Origin of the sequence: Lentzea sp., assembly GCF_035525475.1 — a bacterium.
Lineage (GTDB): Bacteria > Actinomycetota > Actinomycetes > Mycobacteriales > Pseudonocardiaceae > Lentzea.
In genome coordinates, this window is record NZ_DATLEC010000049.1 from 39,902 (window position 1) to 65,428 (window position 25,527).

Annotated in this window: 30 protein-coding genes and 1 tRNA gene; 12 read left to right on the forward strand and 19 right to left on the reverse strand. The window is 69.5% G+C overall.

Annotation, left to right across the window (positions count from 1 at the left end):
- Window positions 1–39: 39 nt before the first annotated feature.
- Window positions 40–396, forward strand: coding sequence for a hypothetical protein (locus VM306_RS08515; RefSeq protein WP_325512742.1), 357 nt, complete (start codon window positions 40–42; stop codon window positions 394–396).
- 14 nt (window positions 397–410) lie between these two features.
- Window positions 411–1,301, forward strand: a complete 891-nt coding sequence (locus tag VM306_RS08520) for a Gfo/Idh/MocA family oxidoreductase (protein WP_325512744.1) — start codon at window positions 411–413, stop codon at window positions 1,299–1,301.
- A 26-nt stretch (window positions 1,302–1,327) separates the two neighbouring features.
- On the opposite strand, the gene VM306_RS08525 is transcribed toward VM306_RS08520, so the two are convergent.
- The 4 genes from VM306_RS08525 to VM306_RS08540 are packed head-to-tail and all read right to left on the reverse strand — an operon-like array spanning window position 1,328 to window position 3,675.
- A complete protein-coding gene (locus tag VM306_RS08525; protein ID WP_325512746.1) occupies window positions 1,328–2,452 on the reverse strand; it encodes a hypothetical protein in 1,125 nt (374 codons plus the stop codon).
- Between the two features lie 11 nt (window positions 2,453–2,463).
- Entirely contained in the window at window positions 2,464–3,066 is a 603-nt protein-coding gene (locus tag VM306_RS08530; RefSeq protein WP_325512748.1) for a hypothetical protein, read from the reverse strand.
- A gap of 1 nt (window position 3,067) precedes the next feature.
- Complete coding sequence (locus tag VM306_RS08535) at window positions 3,068–3,523, reverse strand: RidA family protein (RefSeq protein WP_325512750.1); 456 nt, start codon at window positions 3,521–3,523, stop codon at window positions 3,068–3,070.
- Window positions 3,520–3,675: a DUF4177 domain-containing protein gene (locus tag VM306_RS08540; protein WP_089950120.1), complete on the reverse strand. Its 156-nt coding sequence runs from the start codon at window positions 3,673–3,675 to the stop codon at window positions 3,520–3,522. The genes VM306_RS08535 and VM306_RS08540 overlap by 4 nt, the downstream gene beginning before the upstream one ends.
- 68 nt (window positions 3,676–3,743) lie before the next feature.
- Here VM306_RS08540 and VM306_RS08545 point away from each other — a divergent pair, with 68 nt between their 5' ends.
- From VM306_RS08545 to VM306_RS08555, 3 genes are read left to right on the forward strand one after another with little or no spacing between them, the layout of a single operon-like run.
- Complete coding sequence (locus VM306_RS08545; RefSeq protein WP_325512754.1) at window positions 3,744–3,995, forward strand: hypothetical protein; 252 nt, start codon at window positions 3,744–3,746, stop codon at window positions 3,993–3,995.
- A gap of 44 nt (window positions 3,996–4,039) precedes the next feature.
- The gene (locus VM306_RS08550) at window positions 4,040–5,032 is read left to right on the forward strand and encodes an ArsA-related P-loop ATPase (RefSeq protein ID WP_325512756.1); all 993 of its coding nucleotides are present in this window, start codon (window positions 4,040–4,042) and stop codon (window positions 5,030–5,032) included.
- The gene (locus VM306_RS08555; RefSeq protein ID WP_325512758.1) at window positions 5,029–6,153 is read left to right on the forward strand and encodes an ArsA family ATPase; all 1,125 of its coding nucleotides are present in this window, start codon (window positions 5,029–5,031) and stop codon (window positions 6,151–6,153) included. The genes VM306_RS08550 and VM306_RS08555 overlap by 4 nt, the downstream gene beginning before the upstream one ends.
- A 14-nt stretch (window positions 6,154–6,167) precedes the next feature.
- Here the strand turns inward: VM306_RS08555 and VM306_RS08560 are convergent, their stop codons facing one another.
- On the reverse strand, window positions 6,168–6,458 hold the full coding sequence (locus tag VM306_RS08560) for a WhiB family transcriptional regulator (protein WP_325512760.1): 291 nt from the start codon (window positions 6,456–6,458) through the stop codon (window positions 6,168–6,170).
- A 237-nt stretch (window positions 6,459–6,695) separates the two neighbouring features.
- Here VM306_RS08560 and VM306_RS08565 point away from each other — a divergent pair, with 237 nt between their 5' ends.
- Window positions 6,696–9,149 (forward strand): transglycosylase domain-containing protein, encoded by a 2,454-nt coding sequence (locus VM306_RS08565; protein ID WP_325512762.1) that lies wholly within the window; start codon window positions 6,696–6,698, stop codon window positions 9,147–9,149.
- A gap of 33 nt (window positions 9,150–9,182) precedes the next feature.
- Here the strand turns inward: VM306_RS08565 and VM306_RS08570 are convergent, their stop codons facing one another.
- The gene (locus tag VM306_RS08570; protein WP_325512764.1) at window positions 9,183–9,830 is read right to left on the reverse strand and encodes a GntR family transcriptional regulator; all 648 of its coding nucleotides are present in this window, start codon (window positions 9,828–9,830) and stop codon (window positions 9,183–9,185) included.
- A 53-nt stretch (window positions 9,831–9,883) separates the two neighbouring features.
- On the opposite strand from VM306_RS08570, the gene VM306_RS08575 reads away from it, so the two are divergent.
- Window positions 9,884–10,600 (forward strand): HAD-IA family hydrolase, encoded by a 717-nt coding sequence (locus VM306_RS08575; protein WP_325512766.1) that lies wholly within the window; start codon window positions 9,884–9,886, stop codon window positions 10,598–10,600.
- A 46-nt stretch (window positions 10,601–10,646) separates the two neighbouring features.
- Here VM306_RS08575 and VM306_RS08580 read toward each other — a convergent pair whose 3' ends face one another.
- Complete coding sequence (locus tag VM306_RS08580; RefSeq protein ID WP_325512768.1) at window positions 10,647–11,117, reverse strand: GatB/YqeY domain-containing protein; 471 nt, start codon at window positions 11,115–11,117, stop codon at window positions 10,647–10,649.
- 68 nt (window positions 11,118–11,185) lie between these two features.
- Between VM306_RS08580 and VM306_RS08585 the strand changes: the two genes are divergently transcribed.
- Together VM306_RS08585 and VM306_RS08590 are read left to right on the forward strand one after the other, a co-directional pair.
- On the forward strand, window positions 11,186–12,139 hold the full coding sequence (locus tag VM306_RS08585; RefSeq protein ID WP_325512770.1) for a metallophosphoesterase: 954 nt from the start codon (window positions 11,186–11,188) through the stop codon (window positions 12,137–12,139).
- Window positions 12,140–12,158: 19 nt separating this feature from the next.
- A tRNA-Pro gene (locus VM306_RS08590) sits at window positions 12,159–12,232 on the forward strand.
- A 64-nt stretch (window positions 12,233–12,296) separates the two neighbouring features.
- On the opposite strand, the gene VM306_RS08595 is transcribed toward VM306_RS08590, so the two are convergent.
- The gene (locus VM306_RS08595) at window positions 12,297–13,196 is read right to left on the reverse strand and encodes an alpha/beta hydrolase (protein WP_325512772.1); all 900 of its coding nucleotides are present in this window, start codon (window positions 13,194–13,196) and stop codon (window positions 12,297–12,299) included.
- A 465-nt stretch (window positions 13,197–13,661) separates the two neighbouring features.
- Here VM306_RS08595 and VM306_RS08600 point away from each other — a divergent pair, with 465 nt between their 5' ends.
- The gene (locus VM306_RS08600) at window positions 13,662–13,889 is read left to right on the forward strand and encodes a hypothetical protein (RefSeq protein WP_325512774.1); all 228 of its coding nucleotides are present in this window, start codon (window positions 13,662–13,664) and stop codon (window positions 13,887–13,889) included.
- Window positions 13,890–13,906: 17 nt separating this feature from the next.
- Here VM306_RS08600 and VM306_RS08605 read toward each other — a convergent pair whose 3' ends face one another.
- Together VM306_RS08605 and VM306_RS08610 are read right to left on the reverse strand one after the other, a co-directional pair.
- Window positions 13,907–14,386 (reverse strand): GAF domain-containing protein, encoded by a 480-nt coding sequence (locus tag VM306_RS08605; RefSeq protein WP_325512776.1) that lies wholly within the window; start codon window positions 14,384–14,386, stop codon window positions 13,907–13,909.
- Window positions 14,387–14,459: 73 nt separating this feature from the next.
- A complete protein-coding gene (locus VM306_RS08610; protein ID WP_325512778.1) occupies window positions 14,460–14,933 on the reverse strand; it encodes a DUF3291 domain-containing protein in 474 nt (157 codons plus the stop codon).
- 44 nt (window positions 14,934–14,977) lie between these two features.
- Here VM306_RS08610 and VM306_RS08615 point away from each other — a divergent pair, with 44 nt between their 5' ends.
- Complete coding sequence (locus VM306_RS08615; protein WP_325512780.1) at window positions 14,978–16,792, forward strand: S9 family peptidase; 1,815 nt, start codon at window positions 14,978–14,980, stop codon at window positions 16,790–16,792.
- 60 nt (window positions 16,793–16,852) lie between these two features.
- Here VM306_RS08615 and VM306_RS08620 read toward each other — a convergent pair whose 3' ends face one another.
- The 3 genes from VM306_RS08620 to VM306_RS08630 all read right to left on the reverse strand — a co-directional run bounded on the left by VM306_RS08620 (window position 16,853) and on the right by VM306_RS08630 (window position 18,423).
- The gene (locus VM306_RS08620) at window positions 16,853–17,329 is read right to left on the reverse strand and encodes a DNA starvation/stationary phase protection protein (RefSeq protein WP_325512782.1); all 477 of its coding nucleotides are present in this window, start codon (window positions 17,327–17,329) and stop codon (window positions 16,853–16,855) included.
- Window positions 17,330–17,345: 16 nt separating this feature from the next.
- Window positions 17,346–17,768: an organic hydroperoxide resistance protein gene (locus VM306_RS08625; protein WP_325512784.1), complete on the reverse strand. Its 423-nt coding sequence runs from the start codon at window positions 17,766–17,768 to the stop codon at window positions 17,346–17,348.
- Between the two features lie 79 nt (window positions 17,769–17,847).
- Window positions 17,848–18,423: an NAD(P)H-dependent oxidoreductase gene (locus VM306_RS08630; RefSeq protein WP_325512786.1), complete on the reverse strand. Its 576-nt coding sequence runs from the start codon at window positions 18,421–18,423 to the stop codon at window positions 17,848–17,850.
- Window positions 18,424–18,488: 65 nt separating this feature from the next.
- On the opposite strand from VM306_RS08630, the gene VM306_RS08635 reads away from it, so the two are divergent.
- Window positions 18,489–19,541: an alpha/beta hydrolase gene (locus VM306_RS08635; RefSeq protein WP_325512788.1), complete on the forward strand. Its 1,053-nt coding sequence runs from the start codon at window positions 18,489–18,491 to the stop codon at window positions 19,539–19,541.
- Here the strand turns inward: VM306_RS08635 and VM306_RS08640 are convergent.
- From VM306_RS08640 to VM306_RS08665, 6 genes are all read right to left on the reverse strand, one after another.
- Window positions 19,517–20,692: an MFS transporter gene (locus tag VM306_RS08640; RefSeq protein WP_325512790.1), complete on the reverse strand. Its 1,176-nt coding sequence runs from the start codon at window positions 20,690–20,692 to the stop codon at window positions 19,517–19,519. The genes VM306_RS08635 and VM306_RS08640 overlap by 25 nt on opposite strands.
- Entirely contained in the window at window positions 20,689–21,873 is a 1,185-nt protein-coding gene (locus tag VM306_RS08645; RefSeq protein ID WP_325512792.1) for an MFS transporter, read from the reverse strand. Before VM306_RS08645 ends, VM306_RS08640 begins: the two co-directional genes overlap by 4 nt.
- A 38-nt stretch (window positions 21,874–21,911) precedes the next feature.
- Window positions 21,912–23,318 (reverse strand): gluconokinase, encoded by a 1,407-nt coding sequence (locus VM306_RS08650; protein ID WP_325512794.1) that lies wholly within the window; start codon window positions 23,316–23,318, stop codon window positions 21,912–21,914.
- Window positions 23,315–24,055: a class I SAM-dependent methyltransferase gene (locus tag VM306_RS08655; RefSeq protein WP_325512796.1), complete on the reverse strand. Its 741-nt coding sequence runs from the start codon at window positions 24,053–24,055 to the stop codon at window positions 23,315–23,317. Before VM306_RS08655 ends, VM306_RS08650 begins: the two co-directional genes overlap by 4 nt.
- Before the next feature lie 66 nt (window positions 24,056–24,121).
- Entirely contained in the window at window positions 24,122–25,186 is a 1,065-nt protein-coding gene (locus VM306_RS08660; protein WP_325512798.1) for an aspartate-semialdehyde dehydrogenase, read from the reverse strand.
- On the reverse strand, window positions 25,183–25,527 hold a 345-nt coding region (locus VM306_RS08665; RefSeq protein WP_325512800.1), incomplete at its 5' end, for an ACT domain-containing protein. The genes VM306_RS08665 and VM306_RS08660, both read right to left, overlap by 4 nt.

A 25,527-nucleotide genomic window follows, 5' to 3' on the forward strand; every position in this document is an offset into this window, starting at 1 on the left:
CCTGCGAGCGTACGACCGCGCTGACTCGAGGATGGTGTGATGGCGACGAACGTCTCCGGCTGCATGGTGAAGATCCTGCTCTTCCTGCTCGGTGCGGTGATCGGCACAGGCCTGACCGCGGTGGCGGGTGTGGTGATGTTCGTGCCGGACCGCACGACCGTGGTCAGCGTGGACCCGACCTCCACCGCACCCGGCGTGTACGTGAAGAAGGTCGAGCAACTGGTCGGCGGCACCCACTACGAGATCTGGCTCGGGCCGACGCCGGACCGCGGCCACGTCGTGACCGTTCCCGCCGGCTGGGAGCACGACCCCGAGCGCGAGACGACCGGCGACGGCATGCGCCTGAAGTTCGACAACGGCGGCGAGATCTTCGTCCCCAAGGCCAGCTACTCCTGAGGCAGGATGTCCCAGTGGACGAACAGTTGCGCGTAGGACTCGTCGGCGCGGGCCCGTGGGCGGAGATGGTCCACGCCCCCGGCATCGCGAACCACCCCGGAACCGCGCTGACCGGCGTGTGGGCCCGGCGACCGGAGGCCGCGCGGGAACTCGCGCAGGCCCACGGCGCCGAGCCGTTCGGTGACTACGCGGAGATGCTGTCCACTGTGGACGCCGTCGCGTTCTGCGTGCCGCCGGGCGTGCAGGGCCCCATGGCGATCGAGGCGGCCGAGGCGGGCAAGCACGTCGTGCTCGAGAAGCCGGTCGCCGAGACGGTCGAGGTGGCGGAACGGCTCGTCGCGGCGGTCGAGGCGGCCGGCGTCGCGTCGCTGGTCGTGCTGACCCGCCGCTACGCCCCCGAGACCAAGGAGATGCTGGCCCAACTGCACCGCACGGGCGGCTGGACCGGCGCCGACAGCCGCTGGATCTCCGGCGCGCTGCTCGGCGGCCCGTTCTCGAACTCACCGTGGCGGCACGACAGGGGCGCGCTCGACGACGTGGGCCCGCACGCGTTCGACCTGCTCGACGCGGCGCTGGGCGAGATCACCGACGTGCTCGCCGCGAACGTGACGGACACGGGTCTGTGGCAGCTGATCCTGCAGCACGCGGGCGGCACCACGAGCACGGTCTCGCTGTGCCTGTCGTTGCCGTTGCAGCCGCCGTTCGCGGACCTCACGGTGTTCGGCACGCACGGCGCGCGCACGCTGACGAACCGGGACACGCCCGCGCTCGAGTGCTTCACGAACCTGCTCGACGACTTCGTGGCCATGGTGCACAGCGGCACCACGACCCACGAGTGCGACGTGCGGCGCGGTCTGCACCTGCAGCGGATCATCGACCTGGCCCGGCGCAAGGCCGGGGCCTGATCGACGAACCCGCTACTGCGCCTGACTCACTGGGACTGGTGCCCGTTGTTCGTGGCACCGAACGCCGTCGGACGTGACGAGCGGTCGATCTGCCAGCGACCGCTGTCGGTCGCCTTCGACCCGGTCTGCTCCCGCTGCGCCAGCTCCTCGTGGAGCTGCTGCAGCAGGGCGCGTTCCCGTTCACTCAGGTTGGCGTCCACGGAGGACGGTTCTGCGGGCGGCTCGGCCAACGCCGCCTGCAGCGCCGCCAGGTCGTCGCCCGTGATCTCGGTGGTCACCTCGGCCCGGTTGATCGGCGTGGGCTCCGGCAGGACCTCGGCCTCGGGCTCCGGCTCGGCGGTCACCTTCGGGATGCGCTTGACGGGCTTGGGCGGGAAGGGCTGCGACCCCTCCAGCACGGGTGTTCTGCTGCGACGTGAGCCGGTCTCTTCCAGTGGCTCCGGCGCCGGTGTCGGCTCGGCCACCGGCGCCGGAGCGGGAAGTTCCTCTGACTGGTCGAACCAGGCGCCCTGTGGTGAGACCGGCTCGGCGACCCTCGTCGCGGCGGCACCGGTGACCGGTACCGGCTGCGAGGACGACATCGCGGCGGCGTGGTACTCGCTGACCTGCGTGCCGGTGGTCAGCACCTCGACCGCGGCCCGGATGCCCGCCTTGCGCAGCACCGAGTCGATCCGGTAGGCCGTCGCCGGCGCGAAGCCCTGCGGACCGATGTCCACGAGCACCACGCGCTGCGGCAGCGGGCCGGGTGTGGACCCGGTCGGCGAGGACCGCCAGACCGCCCGCACCGAGCGGACGTCCGGCAGCACCGACACCGCGCGGGCCAGCGCGTCGGCGATGTCCGAGACCGGGTCGGTCTCGGAGGTGAAGCGGTGGCGGAGGAACGGGAGCATCTCGGCGACCGGCAGGCGGTCGGTCAGCGACGCGTCCGAGCGGACCTCGTGCAGTGCCCACGTGATGGCCGCCCGTTCGTCGGGCAGCACCGGGATGCCGCCGGCGACGAGCGTGCCGACCAGCATCTCGACCGCGCGGTCGAGCTCTCCGACTGCGAGGAACTCGCGTGCCTGTGACAGGGCGGCGTCGTCGACGCGCCCGGCCATCGACAGCAGGAGATCGTGCAGACGGACCGGCAGGCCGACACCGTCGTTCGTCACGTCAACTCTCCTTAGCTGAGCACCAGGTGCTCCTCGGACTCGGCGCCGGCGCACACCAGCTCCGATGCCGCCAGCGCCGCCCGGTGGTAGGGCGGCAGGTCCAGGCCGGACGGCACGACCTCGACACACGGGTCGTGTTCGCCCAACGCTCGCAGAACGCGCTGCAACTCGCCGGTCAGCCTCGCGTGGCCGGTCGTGGCCGCCACCAGCAGGACGCGGTTGATCCCGGAGGGACCGATGCGCCAGCAGGAGCGAACCTCTCCGACCCCGTGACGGCCCCGCAGCGTGGCACCGAGAACGACGGTCGCGGAATCCCCCATGGACACCCGTTCGGGTGATTCCGGGGAAAAGGTGTAGTCGGTGGGAGGCAGTTCGTCCAGCCCTTTGACGGAACTGACAGCACCGGGTTCTGCTCCGTAGGGCACGAGCGCGTCCTGCAAAAGGCGCATCTCGTGATCAGTCAGAGGGATGCGCCCGTGCAGCAGAGTGCGCGGCAGAGACCGCGCCAGCACCGCATACGCGTCGGAAGCCGCCCAGTCCCGGTACCGCCACAGCAGCTCGTCGGGCAGGCGCCCGGCGAGGCGCAGCAGCAGTTCGTGGCACGTGTCCGACATGTCACACCTCGACGATCAGTTCGATCTCCACCGGAGCGCCGATCGGCAGCTCTGCGACCCCCACGGCCGACCGGGCGTGCTTGCCCGCGTCGCCGAACACCTCCCCGAGCAGCTCCGAGGCGCCGTTCACGACACCCGGCTGCCCCGTGAAGCCCTCGGCGGAGGCCACGAACCCGACAACTTTCACGACTCTCTTGATCGAGTCAATCCCCACGAGCGCGTGGACGGCGGCCAGCGCGTTGAGGATGCAGGTCGCGGCGTACTGCTTGGCCTCCTCGGGGGAGACCTCCGCGCCGACCTTGCCGGTGGCGGGGAGCTTGCCGTCGACGAACGGCAGCTGGCCGGAGGTGAAGACCCACGACCCGCTCTGCGTGGCGGGGACGTACGCGGCGAGCGGGGCGGCCACACCGGGGAGCTCGATGCCGAGCTCCTCCAGGCGCGCGGTCCAGGTGCTCACGCCTTCGCCCGCTTCAGGTACGCGACGTGCTGCTCACCGGTCGGGTTCGTCAGCACCGTGACCAGCTCCCAGCCGTCGTCGCCCCACTGGTCGAGAATCTGCTTGGTGGCGTGGATCAACAACGGCACGGTCGCGTACTCCCACTTCGTCATGCGCGGAGCCTAACGCGCCACCCGATCGATGCCTGCGGGGTTGCCGCCCTTCGGGCTACGTTGATCACGTGGAGACCTGGCGGATCGTCGCCACCAGCCTGTTCGCCGTGGCGGGGCTGGTGATGGTGCTCGTCGCGATGGCGCAGGTGCGCGACCGCAAGCACAGCCGGCGCTCGCAGGTCTGGCAGGCCGGGATCATCGGACTCGTGGTCGTGGTCGTCGTCACGGCGAGCATCGCGCTGTGGCTGCCGTCGGTCGTGGCCTGGGCCGTGGTCGCCGCGACGGGCTTCACCGTTCTCTTCCTCACCCTGGTCGATTGACCGACCAGTCCACGTTCGACCGGTTTCACACCTAGTCTGGACGTGTGACGTCGTGGACCGAGGAGCTGACCCGAGCCCGTCTGCACGTGGTCTCCGGCAAGGGCGGCACCGGGAAGACCACGGTCGCGGCCGCGCTGGCCCTCGCGCTGGCCACCGGTGGCCGCCGGGTGCTGCTGGTCGAGGTGGAGGGCAGGCAGGGCATCGCCCAGCTCTTCGACCGCGCCCCGCTGCCGTACTCCGAGGAGCGGATCGCGTCCGCGCCGGGCGGCGGTGAGGTGCACGCGCTGGCCGTCGACGCCGAGGCCGCGCTGCTGGAGTACCTGGCGATGTTCTACAACCTCGGGTTCGCGGGCCGCACGCTGCGCAAGATGGGCGCCATCGAGTTCGCCACCACCCTCGCGCCCGGCCTGCGGGACGTGCTGCTGACCGGCAAGGTGAAGGAGTGCGTGAACAGGACCGGCCCCGACGGCCGCCACCTCTACGACGCCGTCGTGCTGGACGCGCCGCCGACGGGCCGGGTGGTCAAGTTCCTGGACGTCACGAAGGCCATGGCCGACCTGGCCAAGGTCGGGCCGATCAAGGGGCAGAGCGAGGGCGTGGTGCGGCTGCTGCACTCCGGTGACACCGCGGTGCACCTGGTCGCGCTGCTGGAGGAGATGCCGGTGCGCGAGACCCTGGACGCGGTCGCCGAGCTCGACGGCGCCGACCTGCGACCGGGCGCGGTACTGGTCAACAGGGTCCAGCCGGAACGGCTGCCCGCCCGTTCGATCCCCGTCGCCGCCGAGGGCAGGGTCGACGGGTCGCGGGTGCGCGCGGGCCTCGCCGCCGCCGGTCTCGACCTCGACGAGTTCACTCTCGAGGGCCTGGTCGACGAGACCGTGGAACACGCCATCAGGGTGCAGTCTCAACAGGAGGCGATGGAACTGCTCCGCGAGTCCGACCTGCCGACGCTCGACCTGCCGGAACTGACCGACGGGGTGGACGTCGCCGCGCTCTACGAGCTGGCCGAGGTGCTGGTCGCGGCGGGTGTGCGGTGAACAGGCTCGACTTCGACCCGTTGATCGACGACCCGGCGACCCGCGTCCTGGTGTGCTGCGGCTCCGGCGGTGTCGGCAAGACGACGACGGCGGCGGCGCTGGCGTTGCGGGCGGCGGAACGCGGCAGGCGCGTCGTCGTGCTGACGATCGACCCCGCCCGGCGGCTGGCGCAGTCGCTCGGCCTGCGGGAGCTGGACAACCACCCGCGCGAGGTCGTCGTCGAGGGCTTCGAGCCCAAGGGCGAGCTGTTCGCGATGATGCTGGACATGCGCCGCACGTTCGACGACATGGTGCTGACCCACGCGGGCCGCGACCGGGCGGACCAGATCCTGTCGAACCCCTTCTACCAGACCATCTCCTCGTCGTTCTCCGGCACGCAGGAGTACATGGCGATGGAGAAGCTGGGCCAGCTGGTGGCGCAGGACGAGTGGGACCTGATCGTCGTCGACACCCCGCCGAGCCGGTCAGCGCTCGACTTCCTGGACGCGCCGCAGCGGTTGTCGACGGTGCTCGACGGCCGGTTCATCCGGATGCTCTCGGCACCGGCGCGCGCGAGCGGGCGCGGTCTGATGAAGATCGTCGGAACCGGCTTCAGCCTTTTCACGCGCGCCGTGTCGACGATCGTCGGCGGCCAGCTGTTACAGGACGCGTCAACTTTTGTTCAGGCTTTCGACAGCATGTTCGGAGGATTCCGCGAGCGCGCCCAGCGCACGTACGAACTCCTCCGCTCGCCCGGAACCGGTTTCGTGGTGGTGGCGGCGGCGGAACCCGACGCTTTGCGCGAAGCGAGCTTTTTCGTGGAACGCCTCAGCGCCGAGAGCATGCCTTTGTGCGGCCTCGTCGCGAACAGGACCCACCCCGTGCTCGCGACGGACCTGCCCGCGGCGAAGGCGCTCGCCGCAGCGGACGACCTCGACCGCTCCGGTGACGCGCCGCTCGCCGCGGCGGTGCTCCGGCTGCACGCGGACCGGGTGGCAGTCGCCGATCGAGAGAAGCGGCTGCTCGCCCGGTTCACACGTGCTCATCCCGGTGTTCCGCTGGTCGGCGTGCCCGCGTTGCCCGCGGACGTGCACGACCTCGACGGTCTCCGGGAGATGGGTCGCCGGCTCGCCGGTGAATGAGCTGTTACGAGCTCTTAACCGACCCTCGTGTCCTCGAGGTGCTCCTGACGCGCGGTGCTGAGCAGCTCGAACCACGACTCGACGTCCGGGCGGCGGCGCAGCAGAGCACGGCGTTCGCGCTCGGTCATGCCTCCCCAGACCCCGAACTCGATCCTGTTGTCCAGCGCTTCGGCCAGGCATTCCATGCGCACCGGGCAACCCAGGCACACGAGCTTCGCCTTGCGCTGCTCCGCACCTCGGACGAAGAGCTGATCCGGCTCCTCGTCACGGCACGAAGCGTTGATACGCCAATCCCCCTGGTTCATATCCCCCACTCCTCAGTGCTGTCCAAATGTGGAAATCCGCCACACCCCTGCCACGGATGCCGTAGCGTTCGAGCTACGACTGCATTCCTTGGACGTTGACGGACTGTAGTGCCGTTCGGTTCCCCGTCCAACCCTGGGTCACCCGACTGTTACCTGTCTTGCGTATCTCTACTCATGCTGAGTAACGGCACTTACTGATCACGCTCACCCGTTCGTGTACGGCGTACGCTGACCCGCGTGCGAGTCAGGAATGGCGTGCTCAAGATGCTCGGCCTGTGCCTGCTGGCTGGGGTTCTCCTCGCCGGCATGCTGTTCCCAGTCGTGGGCGCGACCGGCCTCGTCTCGAACAGGGCCAGCGACACCGTGGACAGCATCTCCGCCGACCTCGTGACGACGGATCCCCCGTTGATCACCACGGTCACCGACAGGGACGGCGCGCCGATCGCCTACCTGTTCGACCAGTACAGAGTGCTCACGCCACCCGAGAAGATCTCGCCGACGATGAAGGCGGCGCTGATCTCGGTCGAGGACCGGCGGTTCTACGAGCACCAGGGCGTGGACTGGAAGGGCACGATCCGCGCCGGTCTGACGAACCAGGTCAGCGGCTCCGTGTCGCAGGGTGCCTCCACGCTGACCCAGCAGTACGTGAAGAACTACCTGGTCCACGTCGTGGCGCGGAACAACAAGCTGGAGCAGGCCAAGGCCCAGGAGCAGACCATCGCGCGCAAGATGCGCGAGGCCCGCATCTCCCTGCAGCTCGAGCGCAAGCTCGGCAAGGAGGAGATCCTCGCCCGCTACCTCAACGTCGTCCCATTTGGTTCGACCATTTACGGCATCGCGGCGGCCGCCCAGGCTTACTTCGGCACGACGCCGGACAAGTTGACGGTTCCCCAAGCGGCGATGCTCGCCGGAATGGTGAACAGCCCGTCAGCGCTCGACCCCGAAGCGTATCCGGACAAAGCAATGGAACGCCGGAACAAAGTGATCGACAGGATGGTCGAGAACGACAAGCTGTCGCGCGACGCGGGTGAGGCGGCGAAGAAGGAAGGCCTCGGACTGGCGAACCCGGTCCGCACGCCCCCGAACGGCTGCGTCGGCGCCGGTCCGGAGAACGGCTTCTTCTGCTCGTACGTCGTGAACTACCTGCAGCGCGCCGGTTTCAGCGAGGAGCAGCTGCGCACCGGCGGCTACACCATCCAGACCACTTTGGACCGCGCGGTCACCCAGCAGGCGAAGGCCGCGGCCGAGGCGGGCGTCGGCAAGAACGTCGACGGCATCGCGAACACGATGGCGGTCGTGAAGCCCGGCAAGGAACGCCACGACGTGCTGGCGTTGGTGGCGAACCGCGACTACGGCCTGAAGTCCGACCTGCGTCAGACGACGTACGACCTGCCGAGCGGTGTGGAGAACAAGTTCGGCGCCGGCTCGGTCTACAAGGTCTTCACGGCCGCGGCGGCGCTGGAGAAGGGTCTCGGCATCGAGAACGTCATCCAGACGCCGACATCCCACACCTCGCGGGTCTTCAAGGGCGGCGTCCAGCGCTGCCCGAGCACCGGCGAGCCCGGCACGCGCTGGTACTGCCTGTCGAACTTCGACTCGAGCTACCCGTCGTCGATGACGCTGCAGCAGGCGCTCGCGACCTCGCCGAACACCGGCTTCGTGATCCTGGAGGAGCAGACGGGCATGGACCCGGTGGTCGACATGGCCTCGCGGCTGGGGATGCGCGAGACGATGGCGACGAACCTGGAGGGCACCCGGCCGGACCCGAAGGCCAAGGACAAGCAGAACCGCGTCTCGCAGACGGAGTTCTACAAGCAGAACGGCGGCAACGCGTCGTTCACGCTCTCCCCGGCGCCGGTGTCCACCCTGGAGCTGGCGAACGTCGCCGCGACCATCGTGAGCGGCGGCAAGTGGTGCCCGCCCACCCCGATCGCGAGGGTGCTGGACCGCAACGGCAAGGCCGTCACGCTCAACGAGGCGCCGTGCGAGCAGGTCGTGGCCGAGGGCCTCGCGAACGGTCTGGCCGTCGGCATGAGCAAGGACGACGTCGGCAACGGCACCGCCGCCGCGGCCGCCCGCAACGCCAAGTGGACCCGCCCGATGATCGCCAAGACGGGCACCACCGAGGAGTACAAGTCGGCCGCGTTCATCGGCGCGACCCCGGACTTCGCGGGCGCCGTCCAGACGTTCAACGACGGCACCTCGCCGCGCCCGATCTGCGTGACCGGAGCGCCGCGGTTGTGCGGCAACGGCAACATCTTCGGCGGCACGATCCCCGCCAAGACGTGGTTCGAGACGATGACGAAGGTGCACGCCTCGACGCCGGTGTCGCAGCTGCCGGCGGTGGAGCCGCGCTACCTCAAGGGCGGCAAGGAGATCCAGATCCCCGACGTCGTCGGCCGCCAGGTCAACGACGCCATCCGGATCCTGGACCAGGCCGGCTACAGGGCGAGCCAGCAGTCGGTGAACTCCGACCAGCCCAAGGGCAGGGTCGTGAGCCAGACCCCGCGCGGCAACGCGTTGCGCGGCACGGTGATCACCCTGTCGGTCAGCTCGGGGTACGTGCCGCCGCCGGTGCCCGCGGAACCGACCGGCGGCACCCCGAACCCGCCGCCGGGCACCCCAGGCGATCCGGGCAACCCGGGCCGTCCGCCGTTCACGCTGCCGACCGAGCCGGGCAGGCCGCGTTAGCGGGGTGGCCCGGAACGTTGCCGGGTCACGCCGCTAAAGCATGTCGTTGAGGCGCTCGACGCTCACGTCGACGTGCTTGCGGATCTCGGCGACCGCCCTGTCGCGGTCGCCGAGGCGAAGGGCGTCGAGGATGAGCCGGTGCTCGGCGACGACCTCGTCCGGCGTCTCCGACTTGCTCAGCACCGTGAGGTAGAAGCGCAGCTCCTTGGTCAGGGCGGCGAAGAACTCGTCGAGCCGTGAGCTGTCGAGCAGAGCGACTACGGCCTGATGGAACGCGAGGTCGCGGTCGACGATCTGCGCCGGATCACCGGTTCGCGCGGCTCGTTCCAGCTCGGCGAACGCGTCCGTGATCGCGTCGAGCTGCTCGGGGCGCGGCGTGCGGACGATCGCGGCGGTCTCCAGGCGTTCGCGGGCGGTGTAGAGCGCCTCGACCTTCTCGCGGGTGGGGGCGATGACGACGGCGCCGCGGTTGACCTCGTAGCGCACGAGACCGGTCAGCTCCAGGATGCGCACGGCCTCGCGGATGGTGTTGCGGGCGACGCCGAGCTCGGCCGCGATCGCGCTTTCCCTGAGCCTGTCACCAGGTCCGAAGGCGCCGGCCATGATCCGTTCGGCCAGGCCGTCGGCCAGCTGCTGGGCCGTGGTGGTGCGGCGCACTTCGAGGCCTTCGAGGGCGGACATGCGCTCCAGCTTAACGGGTTGCCCTACAGTTGAACTGTACTACAGTTCACCGCATGGACCTGACGAAGTTCCAGGCGCTCAGCTTCGACTGCTACGGCACGCTCATCGACTGGGAGACCGGTATCGCCGCGGTGCTCTCACCGTGGGCACGCGAACAGGGGCTGCCGGTCGCGGACGAGGAGCTGCTGCTCGCCTACGGGAACCAGGAGGCGGCCGTCCAGTCCTCGACGCCGACCGCGCTGTACCCGGACGTGCTGGCGGAGGCGTTCCGGCGGACCGGGGAGGCGCTCGGACGACCGGTGAGCGACGAGTGGGCCGGGCGACTCGGCGCGTCGGTGCCGGACTGGCCCGCGTTCCCCGACTCCGCCGACGCGCTGGCGCGCCTGGCCGCCCACTACAAGCTGATCATTCTGTCCAATGTGCACCGCGCGGGGTTCGCGGGCAGCAACCGCCGGCTGCGCGGGGACTTCGCCGCGATCATCACCGCGGAGGACGTCGGCGCGTACAAGCCGGCGGAGAACCACTTCCGCGCGCTCGACGCGAAGCTCGGCGAGCTGGGCGTGGAGCGGTCGGGACTGCTGCACGTGGCGCAAAGCCTGTTCCACGACCACGTTCCGGCCAAGCGCGAGGGACTGCCGTCGGTGTGGATCAACCGCAGGCACGACCGGCCGGGCTGGGGCGCGACGCCGCAACCGTCCGGCGAGTTCCGCTACGACCTGGAGTTCGGGTCGATGGGCGAGTTCGCCGACGCGGTCGACAAGGCGTTCTGAAACGGTTGTGCCGCAGCGGTTTCCGAGCCGCTGCGGCCACGTCGTCCTACTTGGTCAGCTTCGACTTCACGGCGGCCGCGACACGGCCGCCCTCGGCGCGTCCGGCGACCTCGGCGTTGACGGCCTTCATGACCTGGCCCATCTGCTTGGGCCCCGGCGTCTCACCGAGCTGCGCGGCGACGGCCTCGACCGCCTTGTCCACAATGGACGCGAGTTCGGCGTCACCGAGCTGCGCCGGCAGGTAGGTCTCCAGCACGGCGAGCTCCTGGCGCTCCAGCTCGGCCTTCTCGGCCCTGCCTGCGCCGTCGAACGCCTCGGCGGCCTCCTTGCGCTTCTTCGCCTCGCGCGAGAGGACCTTCACGACCTCGTCGTCGGAGAGCTCGCGGGCCTGCTTGCCCGAGACCTCCTCGTTCGTGACAGCGGTGAGCGCCATCCGCAGCGCACCCGCCGTGACCGTCTCCCGGGCCTTCATCGCCGCAGTCAGGTCGTTCTGCAGTCGCGTCTTCAACTCCGCCATGGCGCAGAACGGTACCTCCCGCCGGATGCCGCGCCGATCGAGTTAACCCCCTTCCGTACCCTTGACGCGTGAACAAGCTCGGCCGAGCCCTCCTCGCCACGACCGCAGTCGGTGCCGCGACCATCGCGTACGCGGCGGGAATCGAGAGAAGGCACTGGACCCTGCGCACAGCGACGGTGCCGGTGCTGTCCCCCGGCACCAAGCCGATCCGCGTGCTGCACATCTCGGACCTGCACATGACGCCCAACCAGGTGTCGAAGCAGCGCTGGGTGGCCTCCCTCGCCGACCTGAACCCCGACTTCGTCGTCAACACGGGCGACAACCTCGCCCACAAGGACGCCGTACCGGGCGTACTGCGCGCGCTCGGCCCGTTGCTCGACAAGCCGGGCGTGTTCGTGTTCGGCAGCAACGACTACTACGCCCCGAGGCTCAAGAACCCGGTGCGCTACCTGCTGCCGTCGTCCAAGACCAAGCGCATCCACGGCGTGACGCTGCCGTGGCGAGACCTCCGCGCGGGCATGATCGAGCGCGGCTGGGAAGACCTGACGCACCTGCGGAAGACCATCAAGGTGAACGGTCAGGACATCTTCTGCGCGGGCCTGGACGACCCGCACCTGAAGCGCGACCGCTACGCCGACATCGCCGGCACCCCGGACCCGTCGGCAGCGCTGCGCCTGGGCGTCACGCACTCCCCGGAACCGCGCGTGCTGGACCCGTTCGCCGCCGACGGCTACGACTTCGTGATGGCCGGCCACACCCACGGCGGCCAGCTGCGCGTGCCGTTCTACGGCGCCATCGTGACGAACTGCGAACTGGACCGCTCGCGCGCACGCGGCGTATCGCGGTGGGGCTCGCACATGTGGATGAACGTATCCGCGGGCATGGGCACTTCTCCGTACGCGCCGGTGCGGTTCTGCTGCCCTCCGGAGGCTTCCCTGCTGACTCTGGTTCCACGGCCTGTCATGCCTGGTCAGGGGCGGAACGAGGGGGTCCGATTCGGAGCTGGGGCGGACATGATGTAGAGTTCTACTCGTTCCCAGCCGGGGTGTGGCGCAGCTTGGTAGCGCGCTTCGTTCGGGACGAAGAGGTCGCAGGTTCAAATCCTGTCACCCCGATTAAGAACGAAAGAGCCGGTTTCGCCACGTGCGAGACCGGCTCTTTCCTTTTCTCCGGAACAGGCTATTCAGCCGGATGATTCTTCGACTGACGGATGGTCTTCAGCACGTCCTCGACCGCCCCGGCGATGACGTCCGGGCGCTCGGTCGCGATTCCTTCGTGCGTGGTGTTCTCGGCCACCACGTGCTTCCGGCCCGGACCGGCCTGCGCGAAACGCGCCTGAGCATCCCGCCACAGCTGTGCCGCCTCAGGTGAGTCGGCAAAGGGCGTCTCGGACGTGACGATCGCGGTCACCGGCACGTCGAGCGGCCAGGACAGCCGGTGGAAGGCGCGGTGGGTGGCGGCGTAGTCGACCATGACGGCGAGCAGTTGGCGGTTGTTCTTGGTCGACGGTTGCGCGAGCAGGGCCGCTCGCTGCTGTTCGATGACCGGCTCGAACGCCGTCAGCATCTCGTCGGTGAAGAAGTCGGGCACGTTCGCGTCGACGAGGACCGCGCCGGAGACCCAGCCCGGGTACTTGTTCACGAAGGTGGTGGCGACCTCGCCGGCGATCGAGTGCGAGACCAGTACGACCTTCTTCGTCACTCCCAGCGCCCTCAGTCCGGCTTCCAGGTCCGAGACCGCGTTCTCCACCCGCCACGGGCCCGAGACCTCGTCGCTCTTGCCCTCGCCCGCCCGGTCGTAGGTGATGACCTTCGACCCGGTGGCCTTCGCCAGCCTCGGCGCCAGGTCCTTCCAGTAGGACGAGCTCAGGCCGCCGCCCGCGTCCAGGACCAGGGCGGGCAGCTTGCCGTCGATGACGTGGAAGACCAGGTCGTGCTCGGCGTTCGTCACCTTGCGCGTCGCGGACGATGGGCTGCTCGTGGCGGCCGGCGCTGAGACCGCTGTGAGCGAGACTGCGGCCAGAACCGCGGAAACTACGGCGATCGCCTTGCGATGCAGGTGAATCGAGTGTTTGACCATGACGAGAACCCTAGGAATGCGCCGGCCGCTGGACGATGGGGCGAACCAGCCGATCCGCGCTGGTGCTGGCCATACCCAGCCGAGCGATGCAGATCACATCCGTCACTCAAAGATGAAACAAATTCCATTCATATGTGAATTGTCTCCACCTTTGTTGCCGGTGACTCACCCAGCGGACTACTCGCGCCACAGAGTCGAAGGTCCCTGAGTGCCGCGCGGAAAGGTATCAACGTTCCCGATATACCACCCGATCGTGTGACACGTCTCGACACGAGCGGCCGAAGACTCCACCGTGATTGCAGGACGTAGGGCATTGTTCTACGCCAAACAATTCGATACAACTACGTAGCGTTAACCCTTACGGGTGAAGGTTGAAGCTTCAACTCACGTTGCGTAACGGCTGTCTAGATCCAAACGACGTAGGCAGTGGTTCGACACTCGTTGAATAACTGGGAGAAGCTCGTGATGGACTCCGCCCCCGCCGCTAGTCCTGCTCACAGGTCATGGATAGTCGTCGCGGCCAAGACCGTGGTGGTCTTGCAGGTGCTCGCGATCGTCTACCTGCTCACCTCGGTCTGGGTGGCCGTCGCCGTCGCGGCCGTGTTCGCCGTCGTCGTGCTCGCGGTCCGGGTGCTGTCCCGCGCGTCGAACAAGGTCGACCAGATCTTCGAGGAAGAGCTGCACCGGCCGTAGCCAGGCGCTCTGGCACGTCAGCCGACGAAGCCCCGTGCGGGCAGGCCTTCCGGGAAGCGGTCCAGCGCCTCGCCGGCCTCCTGGGCCAGCGACTCCAGCGTCTCGGTCTCGGCCGGGGTCGCGCTGTGCGGGACCGCCCAGTAGCAGCCGATCGCGCCGATCGCTTCCGGGCGCAGGATCGGGGCCATCACCAGGCTTCGCACGAATGTCGGTCGATATGCTTCCTGGGGAATCCTCGAATCGAGGCGGATGTCCCTGATCGCCACGGTCCGGCGGTTCAGCATCGCCCAGCCGCTGATGCAGTTCACCGCGGGGAAGCGTTGGCCCTTCCACAGCGGGCTCATCGAGTCCTCGTCGGCGTAGTAGCAGAGATCGCCGTCGAGCAGCACCAACGTCGCACCGTGGGCGGCCAGTGAGGAACGGGCCGTCGCGCGGACGATCCGTTGCACTTCCTCCACAGTGGCGACCCCGGCAAGGCGATCCATCGTTTCCGACATCTATCCACGTTAACTCGCGGAACGCTTTTCACCTAGTTATTCCACGGCGGGAAAGAACAATTCAATCAATGATCTACACAGCTGCGTAGGTCTGTTTCAACGTGAACACGTGAGATGAAGGTCCGTGCGCGCGCAGGTGCGTAAGGCGCTCCTCCGCCTCCTGCACGGACGGCCGGTGGCCGGACGGAACCCACCACAGCGCGGTCATCGCTTCGGACGGGTGGTGGAACCACTTGCGGCGGTCGCGCAGCACGGCGCGATGGGCGTCGTCGTAGACGAAAGCCAGCAACGCTTCAGGCGCCTCCCAGACTGACATGTTCACGATCAGCCAGTCGTCGTCGAAGACCCGCAGCGCTGTCGCGTTGCCCTCCTCGCTCTGCAGGCGCCAGCGGAAGCCGGGCGCGGTGTCCGCGAGGGCGTTCACCGGGTCGAGTGCGTCGACGAAGTCCTTCAGCTCCGGGCTGTCGAGCGGGGCCAGCAACCGCGAGATGTTGACCTGGGCCAGCTCGAAGGCCGGCGTCTCCTGGCGTGGTGATGCTTGTGTCATCTCTTGGATCCCCCCAGTCAGACTTCGGACTCTAGTGTTGAAGGGTGACGACGCACCCTTCTCCCACCGTTCCGGACCAGCTCTTCGACGATCCGGCCGCCGAGACCCGGTGGCGCGAGCGGTTCACCGCACCGCGGATGAGCCTGCCCGGCTGGGCCGACGACGCACCGGACCGCACGTTGTACGTCTCCAACGCGAGCGGGGTCTGGGAGATCTACGCCTGGGACCGGGCGACCGACGAGCACCGCCGGGTCACCGACCGTCCGAACGGCACGTCGCACGGCACGTTGAACCCCGACGGCACCGAGATCTGGTGGTTCGACGACCACGACGGCGACGAGTTCGGCGTCTGGGTGCGCGAGCCGTTCACCGCCGACGGCAGCAATGCCGAGCCCGCGCTTCCCGACGTGACGCCCGGTTATCCGGCGGGCCTGGAGATCGGGCCCACCGTCACGGCCGTGGCCGCGTCCACCGACGACGGCACCACGGTCTGGTTGTCGCGCAACGGGAAGTCCGAGGTGATCTACCAGCACGTCAACGACGCCGGCGTGTCCGGGATGTCGAAGGACGAGTCGCTGGTCGTGATCGCGCACTCCGAGCACGGCGACAACCGGCACATGGCGCTGCGCGTGCTCGACGCCGGCACCGGCGAGACCAGGGCCGAGAAGTGGGACGGCAAGGGCAAGGGGCTCGACGCCATCTCGTTCAGCCCGGTGCGCGGTGACCAGCGGCTGCTGGTGCTGCACGAGCGCCGTGGCCGCGAGGAGCTGCTGATCTGGGACGTCGCCGCCGACACCGAGAGCGAGATCGTCCTCGACCTGCCGGGTGAGGTCGCCGCCGACTGGTACCCGGACGCGTCGGCGTTGCTGATCGTGCACACCCACCACGGCCGCAACACCGTGCACCGCTACGACCTCGCGAGCGGTGAGCTGTCCACCCTGGACACCGCTCCCGGCGTGATCGGCTCGGCGGGCGTGCGGCCGGACGGCACCGTCGAGTACTCGTGGTCGTCGGCCGAGAAGTCCACGGTGATCCGCGCGCTGGCCGCCGACGGCACCGAGCGCGTGCTGGTCGAGCCGCAGGGCGCGAAGCCCGCGACCTCGCGCGAGCTAGAGGACGTGTTCGTCGGCGACGTGCACGCGCTGGTGTCGAAGCCGGACGGCGAGGGCCCGTTCCCGACGGTCTTCCTGATCCACGGCGGTCCGCACTCCTCCGACGAGGACCGCTTCTCCGCCTACCGCGCGGTGTGGCTGGACGCCGGGTTCGCCACGGTGCACGTGAACTACCGCGGGTCGAGCGGCTACGGCTCGAAGTGGCGTGACGCCATCGAGGGCAGGCCGGGTCTCACCGAGCTCGAGGACATCGCCGCCGTGCACGACTGGGCGGTCGAGTCCGGGCTCACCGACCCCGCCAGGTCGGTCCTGAACGGCGCGTCGTGGGGCGGCTACCTGACCCTGCTCGGCATCGGCACGCAGCCGGAACGCTGGGCCGTGGGCATCGCGGGCGTTCCGGTGGCCGACTACCTGGCGGCGTACGAGGACGAGATGGAACCGCTGCGGGCGTTCGACCGGGCGCTGTTCGGCGGCTCGCCGGAGGAGCTTCCCGAGCTCTACGAGGAGTGCTCGCCGCTCACCTACGTCGACCAGGTCACCGCTCCGGTGCTGATCCTCGCCGGCGAGAACGACCCGCGTTGCCCGATCCGGCAGATCGACAACTACCTGGACGCGCTCGCGGCCCGCGGCCACACCTACGAGATGTACCGCTACGACGCCGGCCACGGCTCGCTGGTCGTCGCCGAGACGATGGTGCAGACGGCGGCCGAGGTCGACTTCGCACGCAGGCACCTGACGAAGAAGTAGTCCCCCGGACACGACGAAGCCCGCTCCACGAGGGAGCGGGCTTCCGTCATTCCGGGGAGGTCAGGCGGACTGGGCCTGCCACATCCAGTGCGCCTGCTCCAGCTCCTGCGTGATGCCGATGAGCAGGTCCTGCGTCACGACGTCCGGCTTGTCGGTCTCGTCGATGCGCGAGCGCATGCGGGAGATCAGCGACCCCAGTGACGTCGTGATCGACGTGACGACCTGGTCCTCCTTCAGCCAGCCGGTCTCGATCTCCGGCACGCCGGACGACGCGGCGATGGTCTTCGCCGTGCCGTTCGGCGTGACACCGATCGCGGCCGCGCGCTCCGCGACCTGGTCGGCGGCGTTGCGCGCCAGGACGACCAGTTCGTCGAGCTGCAGGTGGACGCTGCGGAAGTTCTTGCCGATCACGTTCCAGTGCGCCTGCTTCCCGATCAGGGACAGGTCGACCAGGTCGACCAGCGTCGCCTGCAGGATGGCGCCGACGGCATCGCGGTCGGCGTCAGCGAGAGGGCTGGTGATCGGGTTCTTGGCCATGGTGAAACGCGCCTTCCTAAACGGTGACGGTGAGCGCCACCTCGATGTTGCCGCGCGTCGCGTTGGAGTACGGGCAGACCTGGTGGGCCTGCTCCACGAGCTTCTCCGCGACCGCCTGGTCGAGTCCGGGGATCTTCACCGCGAGCTCGACGGCGAGTTGGAAGCCGCCTGCCCCGTTGGATCCGATCCCCACCTTGGCGGTTACCTCGGAACTCGCGACTTGAACCTTGCCGGCGCGCGCGACGGCTGCGATGGCGGAGTTGAAGCAGGCCGAGTACCCGGCTGCGAAGAGCTGCTCGGGGTTGGTCGCGTCCCCGCCGGGGCCACCCATCTCCTTCGGGACCGACAGCACCTCGTCGATCACACCGTCGGACGAGCGCACCTCGCCGTTGCGGCCTTCGCCGTAAGCAGTCGCCTCAGCCGTGTACAGCGCTTCCATTCCGCTCTCCTTCGAATCGGCCATCAAGCCTGTCATCCAGAAGAACGCATCGTGCACGATTTAAATGCCCGAGGGTGACTCAGCTCACTTCGCGGCGGGAGGCCTGGCTCAGCGCGAACTCGACGACCTGGCGTCCGATCACCCGCAGGTTGCGGTCGACGTCGGCGTCCGAGCAGGCGCCGTCGCCGTCGAACTTGACCTGCGCGGAGTTGATCGCGGCACCGAGCGGCGTCGGCCAGCCGCGCAGCGCGTGCACGATCGAGCGGACGGCCGCGAGCGTGTTCACCGCGGCCTGCCAGCCGTAGGCGGCGGTGATGGTGCCGATCGCGCGTCCGTCGAGGTACGGGCGGTCGTCGTCACGGAGGTCCTCGATGTAGTCGAGGGCGTTCTTCACCAGGCCCGACACGGTGCCGTGGTAGCCGGGCGACACGACGATCACGCCGTCGGCCCTGCGCAGGTCCTCGACCATCCTCATGGCGACGTCCGTGCGGTCCGGCACCGACGGGTCGTAGAACGGCAGCACCAGCTCGGGCCCGCTGTACTGGATCGTCCGCGCACCGAGCTCGCGAGCGCCCTCCAGGGCCACGCGCAGCGCCCGTTCGGACTGCGAGTCGGACCTGATCGAGCCCCCGATGCCCACCACCGTCACCGTCATGGCCACGATCCTTCCACCTCCAGCTACCTGGAGATCTAGCACTACTCGCGAGTAACCTGCACCACATGTCGAACTTCCAGGCGGCCGTGCTGGCCGGTGCTCTGCGCTTCGCGTTCGGTCTTCCCGGCCCTGTGCGCCGCCTCATCGCCGGTGCCCCGATCCGCCTGGACGGCCAGGACCTGCACCCGGAGGCGCAGTTGCTGCTCAGGCTCCAGCAGTTGTCCGGGACGGACTGGCGCACGAAGTCAGCATCCGAGAGCCGCCTCGACCTGGAGTTGAGTTCGAAGCTCGTCTCGGGACCGAAGATCACCGGAGTGGGGACGCGCGAGCTCACGATCGGGGAGTTCGCCGGTCGTCTCTACACGCCGGACGGCCTCGCGCCCGGCTCGGCGTTGCTGATCTTCTACCACGGTGGCGGCTGGGTCACCGGGAGCCTCGACAGCCACGACAACCTGTGCCGGTTCCTCGCGCGGGAGGCCGGTGTCCGCGTGCTCGCGGCCGACTACCGGCTCGCACCGGAGGCGCCGTTCCCCGCAGCGGCCGACGACGCCGCCGAGGTGCTGGACTACGCCGTCGCGAAGGCGGAGGACCTCGGCATCGACCCGAAGCGGATCGCGCTCGGCGGGGACAGCGCGGGCGGCAACCTGGCCGCGGTGACCGCGCACGGCGCCAAGATCGACATCGCGTTCCTGCTGCTCTTCTACCCCGGCGTGGACGCGTCGGTGCGCCGCCGGTCGCGCGAGATCTTCGGCAACGGGTTCTTCCTCACCGACGAGAAGATGGACTGGTTCCTCGACCAGTACGCCGCCGGGAGCGACGACCGCCACGACCCGCGGCTGTCGATCATGCTGGCCGAGGACCTGTCGAAGCTGCCGCCGACCTACATCGCGACCGCGGGCTACGACCCGTTGCGCGACGAGGGCGAGGCCTTCGCCGAACGCCTGGCCGCCGAGGGCGTGCCGGTCGTGCTGCGCCGGCACGAGGGCCTGTTCCACGGCTTCGCGAACGTGCTCGGCATCGGCGGGATCTTCCGCGAGGCCGTGTCCGAGGCCGTCGGCGCGCTGCGGACCGGCCTCGCGCTGGCCAACTCCGCTCAGGACGTGGCCGAGACCGCCTGACGCTGCCGGCTGAACACCCAGCCGAGCCCGGCGACGAGCAGTCCGGCCAGTCCGGCGACGACGAAGCCGAGCGGGGGTCCGCTGTGGTCCACGGCGACCCCCGCGAGCGGCTGGCCCGCCGCGACGCCGAACGTGAACGCCGACCCCTGCAGCCCGAGCGCCAGCCCGCGCGCCGACGCGGGCGCGTGCCTGCTGATCAGCTCGGTCGAGGCGGCGATGGTGGGCGCGCACAGGAGGTTCATCGGGACGAGCGCGATCGCCAGCAACGCCACGCTGCCGTCTCCGAGGCCGACCGGGATCTCCAGCAACGCCATGCAGGCCAGCAGGACCACGCCACCGGGCACCCGTCTGAGGCTGCCGTAGACGAGACCGCCGATGGCCGACGCGGCGCACATCACGACGAAGACCACACCGAGCCAGCTCTGCTTGCCCGCCTGCTCCAGCGAGGCGATCGAGGCGATCTCCATGCCGGACAACGTCATCGTCGCCCCGAACGGGATGATCAACGCCGCGAGCACCGGCCCGCGCAGCCACTCCCGCAGGCGCGGCTGCGGCCCGGAGACGTCCTCGTCCTCGTGCACCAGCACCGGGTTCACGACGAACAGCACCGCGCTCGCGACCAGGATCGCGACGCCGATCGTGACCAGCGCCGTGCCGGTCGAGAACTTCGTCGCGATCAGCACGCCCGCCGCGGGCCCGACCATGAACGACAGCTCGACGGAGATCGAGTCCAGCGAGAACGCGGGCCTGCGCTGCGGTTCGGGGATGAGCGCGGTCAACGCCTGCCGGCCGATCGACATCATCGGCACCGCCACCAGCCCGTTGGCGAACGCGAGGACGAGCAGCACGTAGTAGTCCATCAGCGGCGCGGTCACCCAGAAGACGCCTTCGAGCACGCTGAGCGCCAGCACGACCCGCAGGCCCTTGCTGTCGACCAGCTTGCCCATCAACGGCGACCCGAGGCCGAGCCCGATCATGGTCGCGAAGCCCACCGTGCCGGCCGCCGCGTAGCCCTTGTCGAGCGTGGTGACGACGTGCAGCGTCACCGTGACGCCCGCCGCTGTCGGAGGGATCCTGGCGAAGAGCATCAGCAGCATCAGGGGACGGACCCCCGGCAGCGCCAGGACGCTTCGGAACGGGGCGAGGTTCACGGTGCCATCGTCACCCGGCTGGCAACCGGTTTGCGCGTCAGGGCCCAGGCGATCCCCGCCACCACCAGCCCGGCCGCGCCGGCGATCGCGAACCCGGCAGGAGCGCCACCGCGGTCGACCGCCACACCGGCGAGCGGCTGGCCGATCGCGTTGCCGACGGTGAACGCGGATCCCTGCAGGCCGAGCGCGAGGCCACGGGCGGTGGGCGGCGCGAGCCTGGAGATGTGTTCGCCGGACGCCGCGATCAACGGCGCGCACATGAGGTTCATCGGGACGAGGAGCAGGCACAGCAGCAGCACGTTGCCGTCACCCAGACCGACCGGGATCTCCAGCAACGCCATGAGCGCCAGCAGGACGAGCACGCTGGGCGCTCGCTGCACACCGCCGTAGACCAGGCCGCCCGCGATCGACGCCGCGCACATCGCGAAGAACACCACGCCCAGCCAGCTCTGCTTGCCGATGTGCTCCAGCGACGCGATCGCCGAGACCTCCATGCCGCAGAGGCAGACGGTCGCACCGGCGCACACGACCAGCACGCCGACCATTCGTCCGCGCATCCACTCGATGATCCGCGGCTTCGGCCCGTCGAGGATCTCGTCCTCGTGGACCATCGGCGGGTTCGACCAGTACAGCAGCACGCCCGCGATCAGGATCGCGCCACCGATGAACAGCAACGCGGCGTTGGTGGAGAACTTCGTCGCGACGAACACGCCGAACGCGGGCCCCGCCATGAACGACAGCTCGACCGAGATCGAGTCGACCGACAGCGCGACCCGGCGCCGGCTCTCCGGCACGAGCGCGGTGATCGCCTGGCGGCCGATCAGCATCATCGGCACGCCCAGCAGCCCGACCAGGAACGACGTCACCAGCAACGTCCAGTAGCCCATCAGCGGCGCGGTCAGCCAGAACGCCGTCGACGCCGTGACGCTCACGGCCAGCACCGGCCGCAGGCCGCGTTCGTCGATGAGCCTGCCCATCAGCGGGGCGCCCAGCCCCATGCCGATCGTGCCCGCCGCCCCGACCAGTCCCGCCGCGCCGTAGCCCCGGTCGAGCGTGACGGCGACGTGCAGCGTCAGGATCACGCCCGTCGCCGCCGGGGGCATCCTCGCGAAGAACATCAGCAACGCCAGCGGACGTACTCGGGGCAGCATCAGGACGTGCTTGAAGGGGGCGAGGTCCACGAGCTCATCCTCGCCCGCCCGGCAAAAGGTTTTACTTGCTAACGATGTGATTCGGCGTACAGGTCTTCCAGCGCCCGGTAGGCCTTCGCGACGAACGGACGCGCCTTCGCGTACCTCTCGACCAGGCCCTCGTCCGGCGTGATCGTCCGGCTGGGCCGCACGAGGTCGACGGTCAGGCTCGGGATCTCGTCCAGCGCGCGCCACGCCAGCAGCGCCGCACCCACGGCCGAGCCACCGGTGTCCTCGGTGAGGTGCAACGGCATGCCGAGGGCGTTCGCCAGCGTCTGCGCCCAGATCGGAGCCCGGAAGGCGCCGCCGGTGATCCGCAGCGACTCCACGTGCGGCACGGCCTCCAGCACCAGCGCCAGCTGCTGGCAGACGCCTTCCACCAGCGCCTTGGTGATCTGCTGCGGGGTGTGTTCACGGCGCAGGCCGAGCAACGCCGCGTGGGCGGTCGGGTCCCACCACGGCGCGCGCTCGCCCAGCAGGTACGGCAGGGCGACGAGCCCGTCGGAGTCGACCTGGGACGCCTGGTCGAGCAGATCGCCGACCGGGACGCCGAACGTCTCCGCTGCCCACTGCGCGACCACGCCGCCGTTGCTGATCGCGCCACCGCGGACCCAGAGGCCCTCGCCGATGGCGTAGCTGAACGTCCGGCCCTCCTCGTCGACGCCGGGGCCCTTCTGCGCCACCCGGAGCGCGCCCGACGTGCCGAGCGAGACCGCGCCTGCTCCCGGCGTGGCCGCGCCGACGCCGAGGTTGCCGAGCGGGCCGTCGCCGCCGCCGACGATCACCGGGATGCCCGGACGCAGGCCCGGGATCACGGCCGTCAGCGGCGTGGCGTGCGTGGGCTCGACGAGCGGTGGCAGTTGGTCCGCCGTGACCCCGGCGAACTCCAGCGACGGCTCGTGCCACTGCAGCGTGTTGATGTTCATCAGGCCCGTGCCGGAGCCGCACGAGTGCTCGTTGATCAGCACGCCGGTGAGGTGGAGGTGGACGAAGTCCTTGATCTCGCACCACATCGCGGCGCGGATGCCGTTCTCGTGGAACCACGCGAGCTTCATCAGCGGCGTGAAGGAGTGGATCGGGGCGCCCGTCGCCTGGTGCAGCGCGCGGCCCTCCTCGGTGCCCCGCAGCCGGTCCGTCTGCTCGATCGCGCGGTTGTCGGCCCAGCTCAGCACGTCCGTCACCGGGGTCAGCGCCGCGTCCAGGCCCATGATCGAGTGCATGGCACCGGTCAGCGCGATCGCCCGCACGTCCTCGGAGGCCAGCTCGCGGATCGCGTCGAACGCGGCGTCGAGCACCTGCTTCGGGTCGTGCGTGGCTTCGAGACCGCTGGTGCGCATGGGATAGCCGCGTTCGGTCGAGGCGACGACACGGGCCTGCGCGTCCACCGCGACGACCTTGGTCGCCGTCGTGCCGAGGTCCACCGCGAGAACGATCACGACTCGCCCCGCACGGCGGTGAGGACGGCGAAGCTCGGGGACTTCCGCAGCGGGCCCCAGAACTCCTCGCCGCGCTCGTCGTCCGGCGTCACGGACGGGTGGTGCGCCACCTCGGCGAGACCGGCCCTGGTCAGCGCGTCGACGAACACGCCGCGCTCCCAGTAGAAGGAGTCGAAGTCGAACGGCGGGTCGCCCAGCACGTGCACGGTGACCGGCTGCTTCACGTTCATCGGGCCGGTGCGGGTGATCTCGTAGCCGTAGCGGCCGTACTGGGCGAGCAGGTCCCAGTCGGCGTCGGGGTTCGGCACCAGCGCGACGAGCCGGCCGCCGGGAGCGAGGTTGGCCTTCAGGTTGCCGATCATGGTGTCGAGCGCGGGCACGTCGTCCGCGTACCCGAGCAGCCACACGGCCGTCACGACGTCGAACTCGCCGAGCACGGGCAACGCCGTCGCGTCGTGCTGCTCGAAGGTGATGCCGCGCGCTTCGCGTTCCTCGACGTGCCGGGCGTAGCCGACCATCTCACCCGCCGAGTCGACGCCGACCACCTTCACCGCGCCGAGGTCGTGGAACAGCCGGGCGTAGAACCCGGTGCCGCAGGCCACGTCCAGCACCGACTTCCCGCGCAGGTCGCCGGCCGCGGACAGCAGCGTGGCACGCTCGGCCAGTCCGGTCGGGATGTGCTTGGCACGTTCGTAGATCGCGCCCAGCGCGTCGTACTGATCGTCGCTCTCCGCCATGCGCCCCAGCCTAGGAGAAGGAAAGCCCCCGCCGTTCACGACAGGGGCCTTCTCTCACCAGGACGGTCAGAGGCGCTTCGCGAGCTCCTCCGCGACCTCGTAGGTGTTCAGCGCCGCACCCTTGCGCAGGTTGTCACCGCACACGAAGAAGTCCAGCGTGTTCGGGAAGTCCAGCGCCTGGCGCACGCGGCCCACGTACGTCGGGTCCTCGCCCACCACGCCGGCGGGCGTCGGGAAGCGCTTCGCGGCCGGGTCGTCGACCAGCACGATCGTCGGCTGCGCCTCGAAGATCTTGTGCGCGGCCTCGACCGTGACCTCGCGGGCGAACGTCGCGTGGACGGACAGCGAGTGCGTGGTGACGACCGGGACGCGCACGCACGTCGCGGAGACCTTCAGGTCCGGGATGCCGAGGATCTTGCGGGCCTCGTTGCGGACCTTCAACTCCTCCGACGACCAGCCGTCGTCCTTCAGCGATCCGGCCCACGGCACCACGTTCAGCACCAGCGGCGCCGGGAACGGCGAGTCCTCCGCGGACAGACCGGCCGCCGACAGCGCCTCGGCGACGTCGCCCGCAGCGACACCCGCCTCCTTGCCGGCCAGTGCGCTGATCTCGGCGTAGAGGCGGTCGATGCCGGCCTGACCGGCGCCGGACGCGGCCTGGTAGGACGCGACGACCAGTTCCTTGAGCTCGAACTCGCGGTGCAGGGCACCGAGCGACGCCATCATCGACAGCGTCGTGCAGTTCGGGTTCGCGATGATGCCGCGCGGACGATCGTTGATCTTGTCCGCGTTCACCTCCGGCACGACCAGCGGCACGTCGGCGTCCATCCGGAACGCGCCGGAGTTGTCGATCGCGACGGCACCGCGCTCGGCGGCGATCGGCGCCCACTCGGCGGAGACCTCGTCCGGCACGTCGAACATCGCGATGTCGACGCCGTCGAAAGCCTCGGCGGAGAGCGCGATGACCGTGACGTCCTGGCCGCGCACGTTGATCTTCTTGCCCGCCGAGCGCGGGGACGCGATCAGCCTGATCTCGCCCCACGGCACGGACGAACGGGTGTTGATGATGTCGATCATCACGGTGCCCACGGCACCGGTCGCGCCGACCAGCGCGAGAACGGGGGCGGTCATCGGCCGGTCCCTGCGTAGACGACGGCCTCTTCGTCGCCACCGAGCTCGAACGCGTCGTGCAGGGCACGGACGGCGTCGTCGAGCTGCGTGTCGCGGCAGATGACCGAGATCCGGATCTCCGAGGTGGAGATGATCTCGATGTTGACGCCCGCCGTGGCGAGCGCCTCGCAGAACGTCGCCGTCACGCCGGGGTGCGAGCGCATCCCCGCGCCGATCAGCGACACCTTGCCCACGTGGTCGTCGTAGAGGACCTGGTCGAAGCCGATCTCGTCGCGCGCCTTCTCCAGCGCGGCGACGGCGCGCGGACCGTCGTCCTTCGACAGCGTGAACGTCACGTCCGT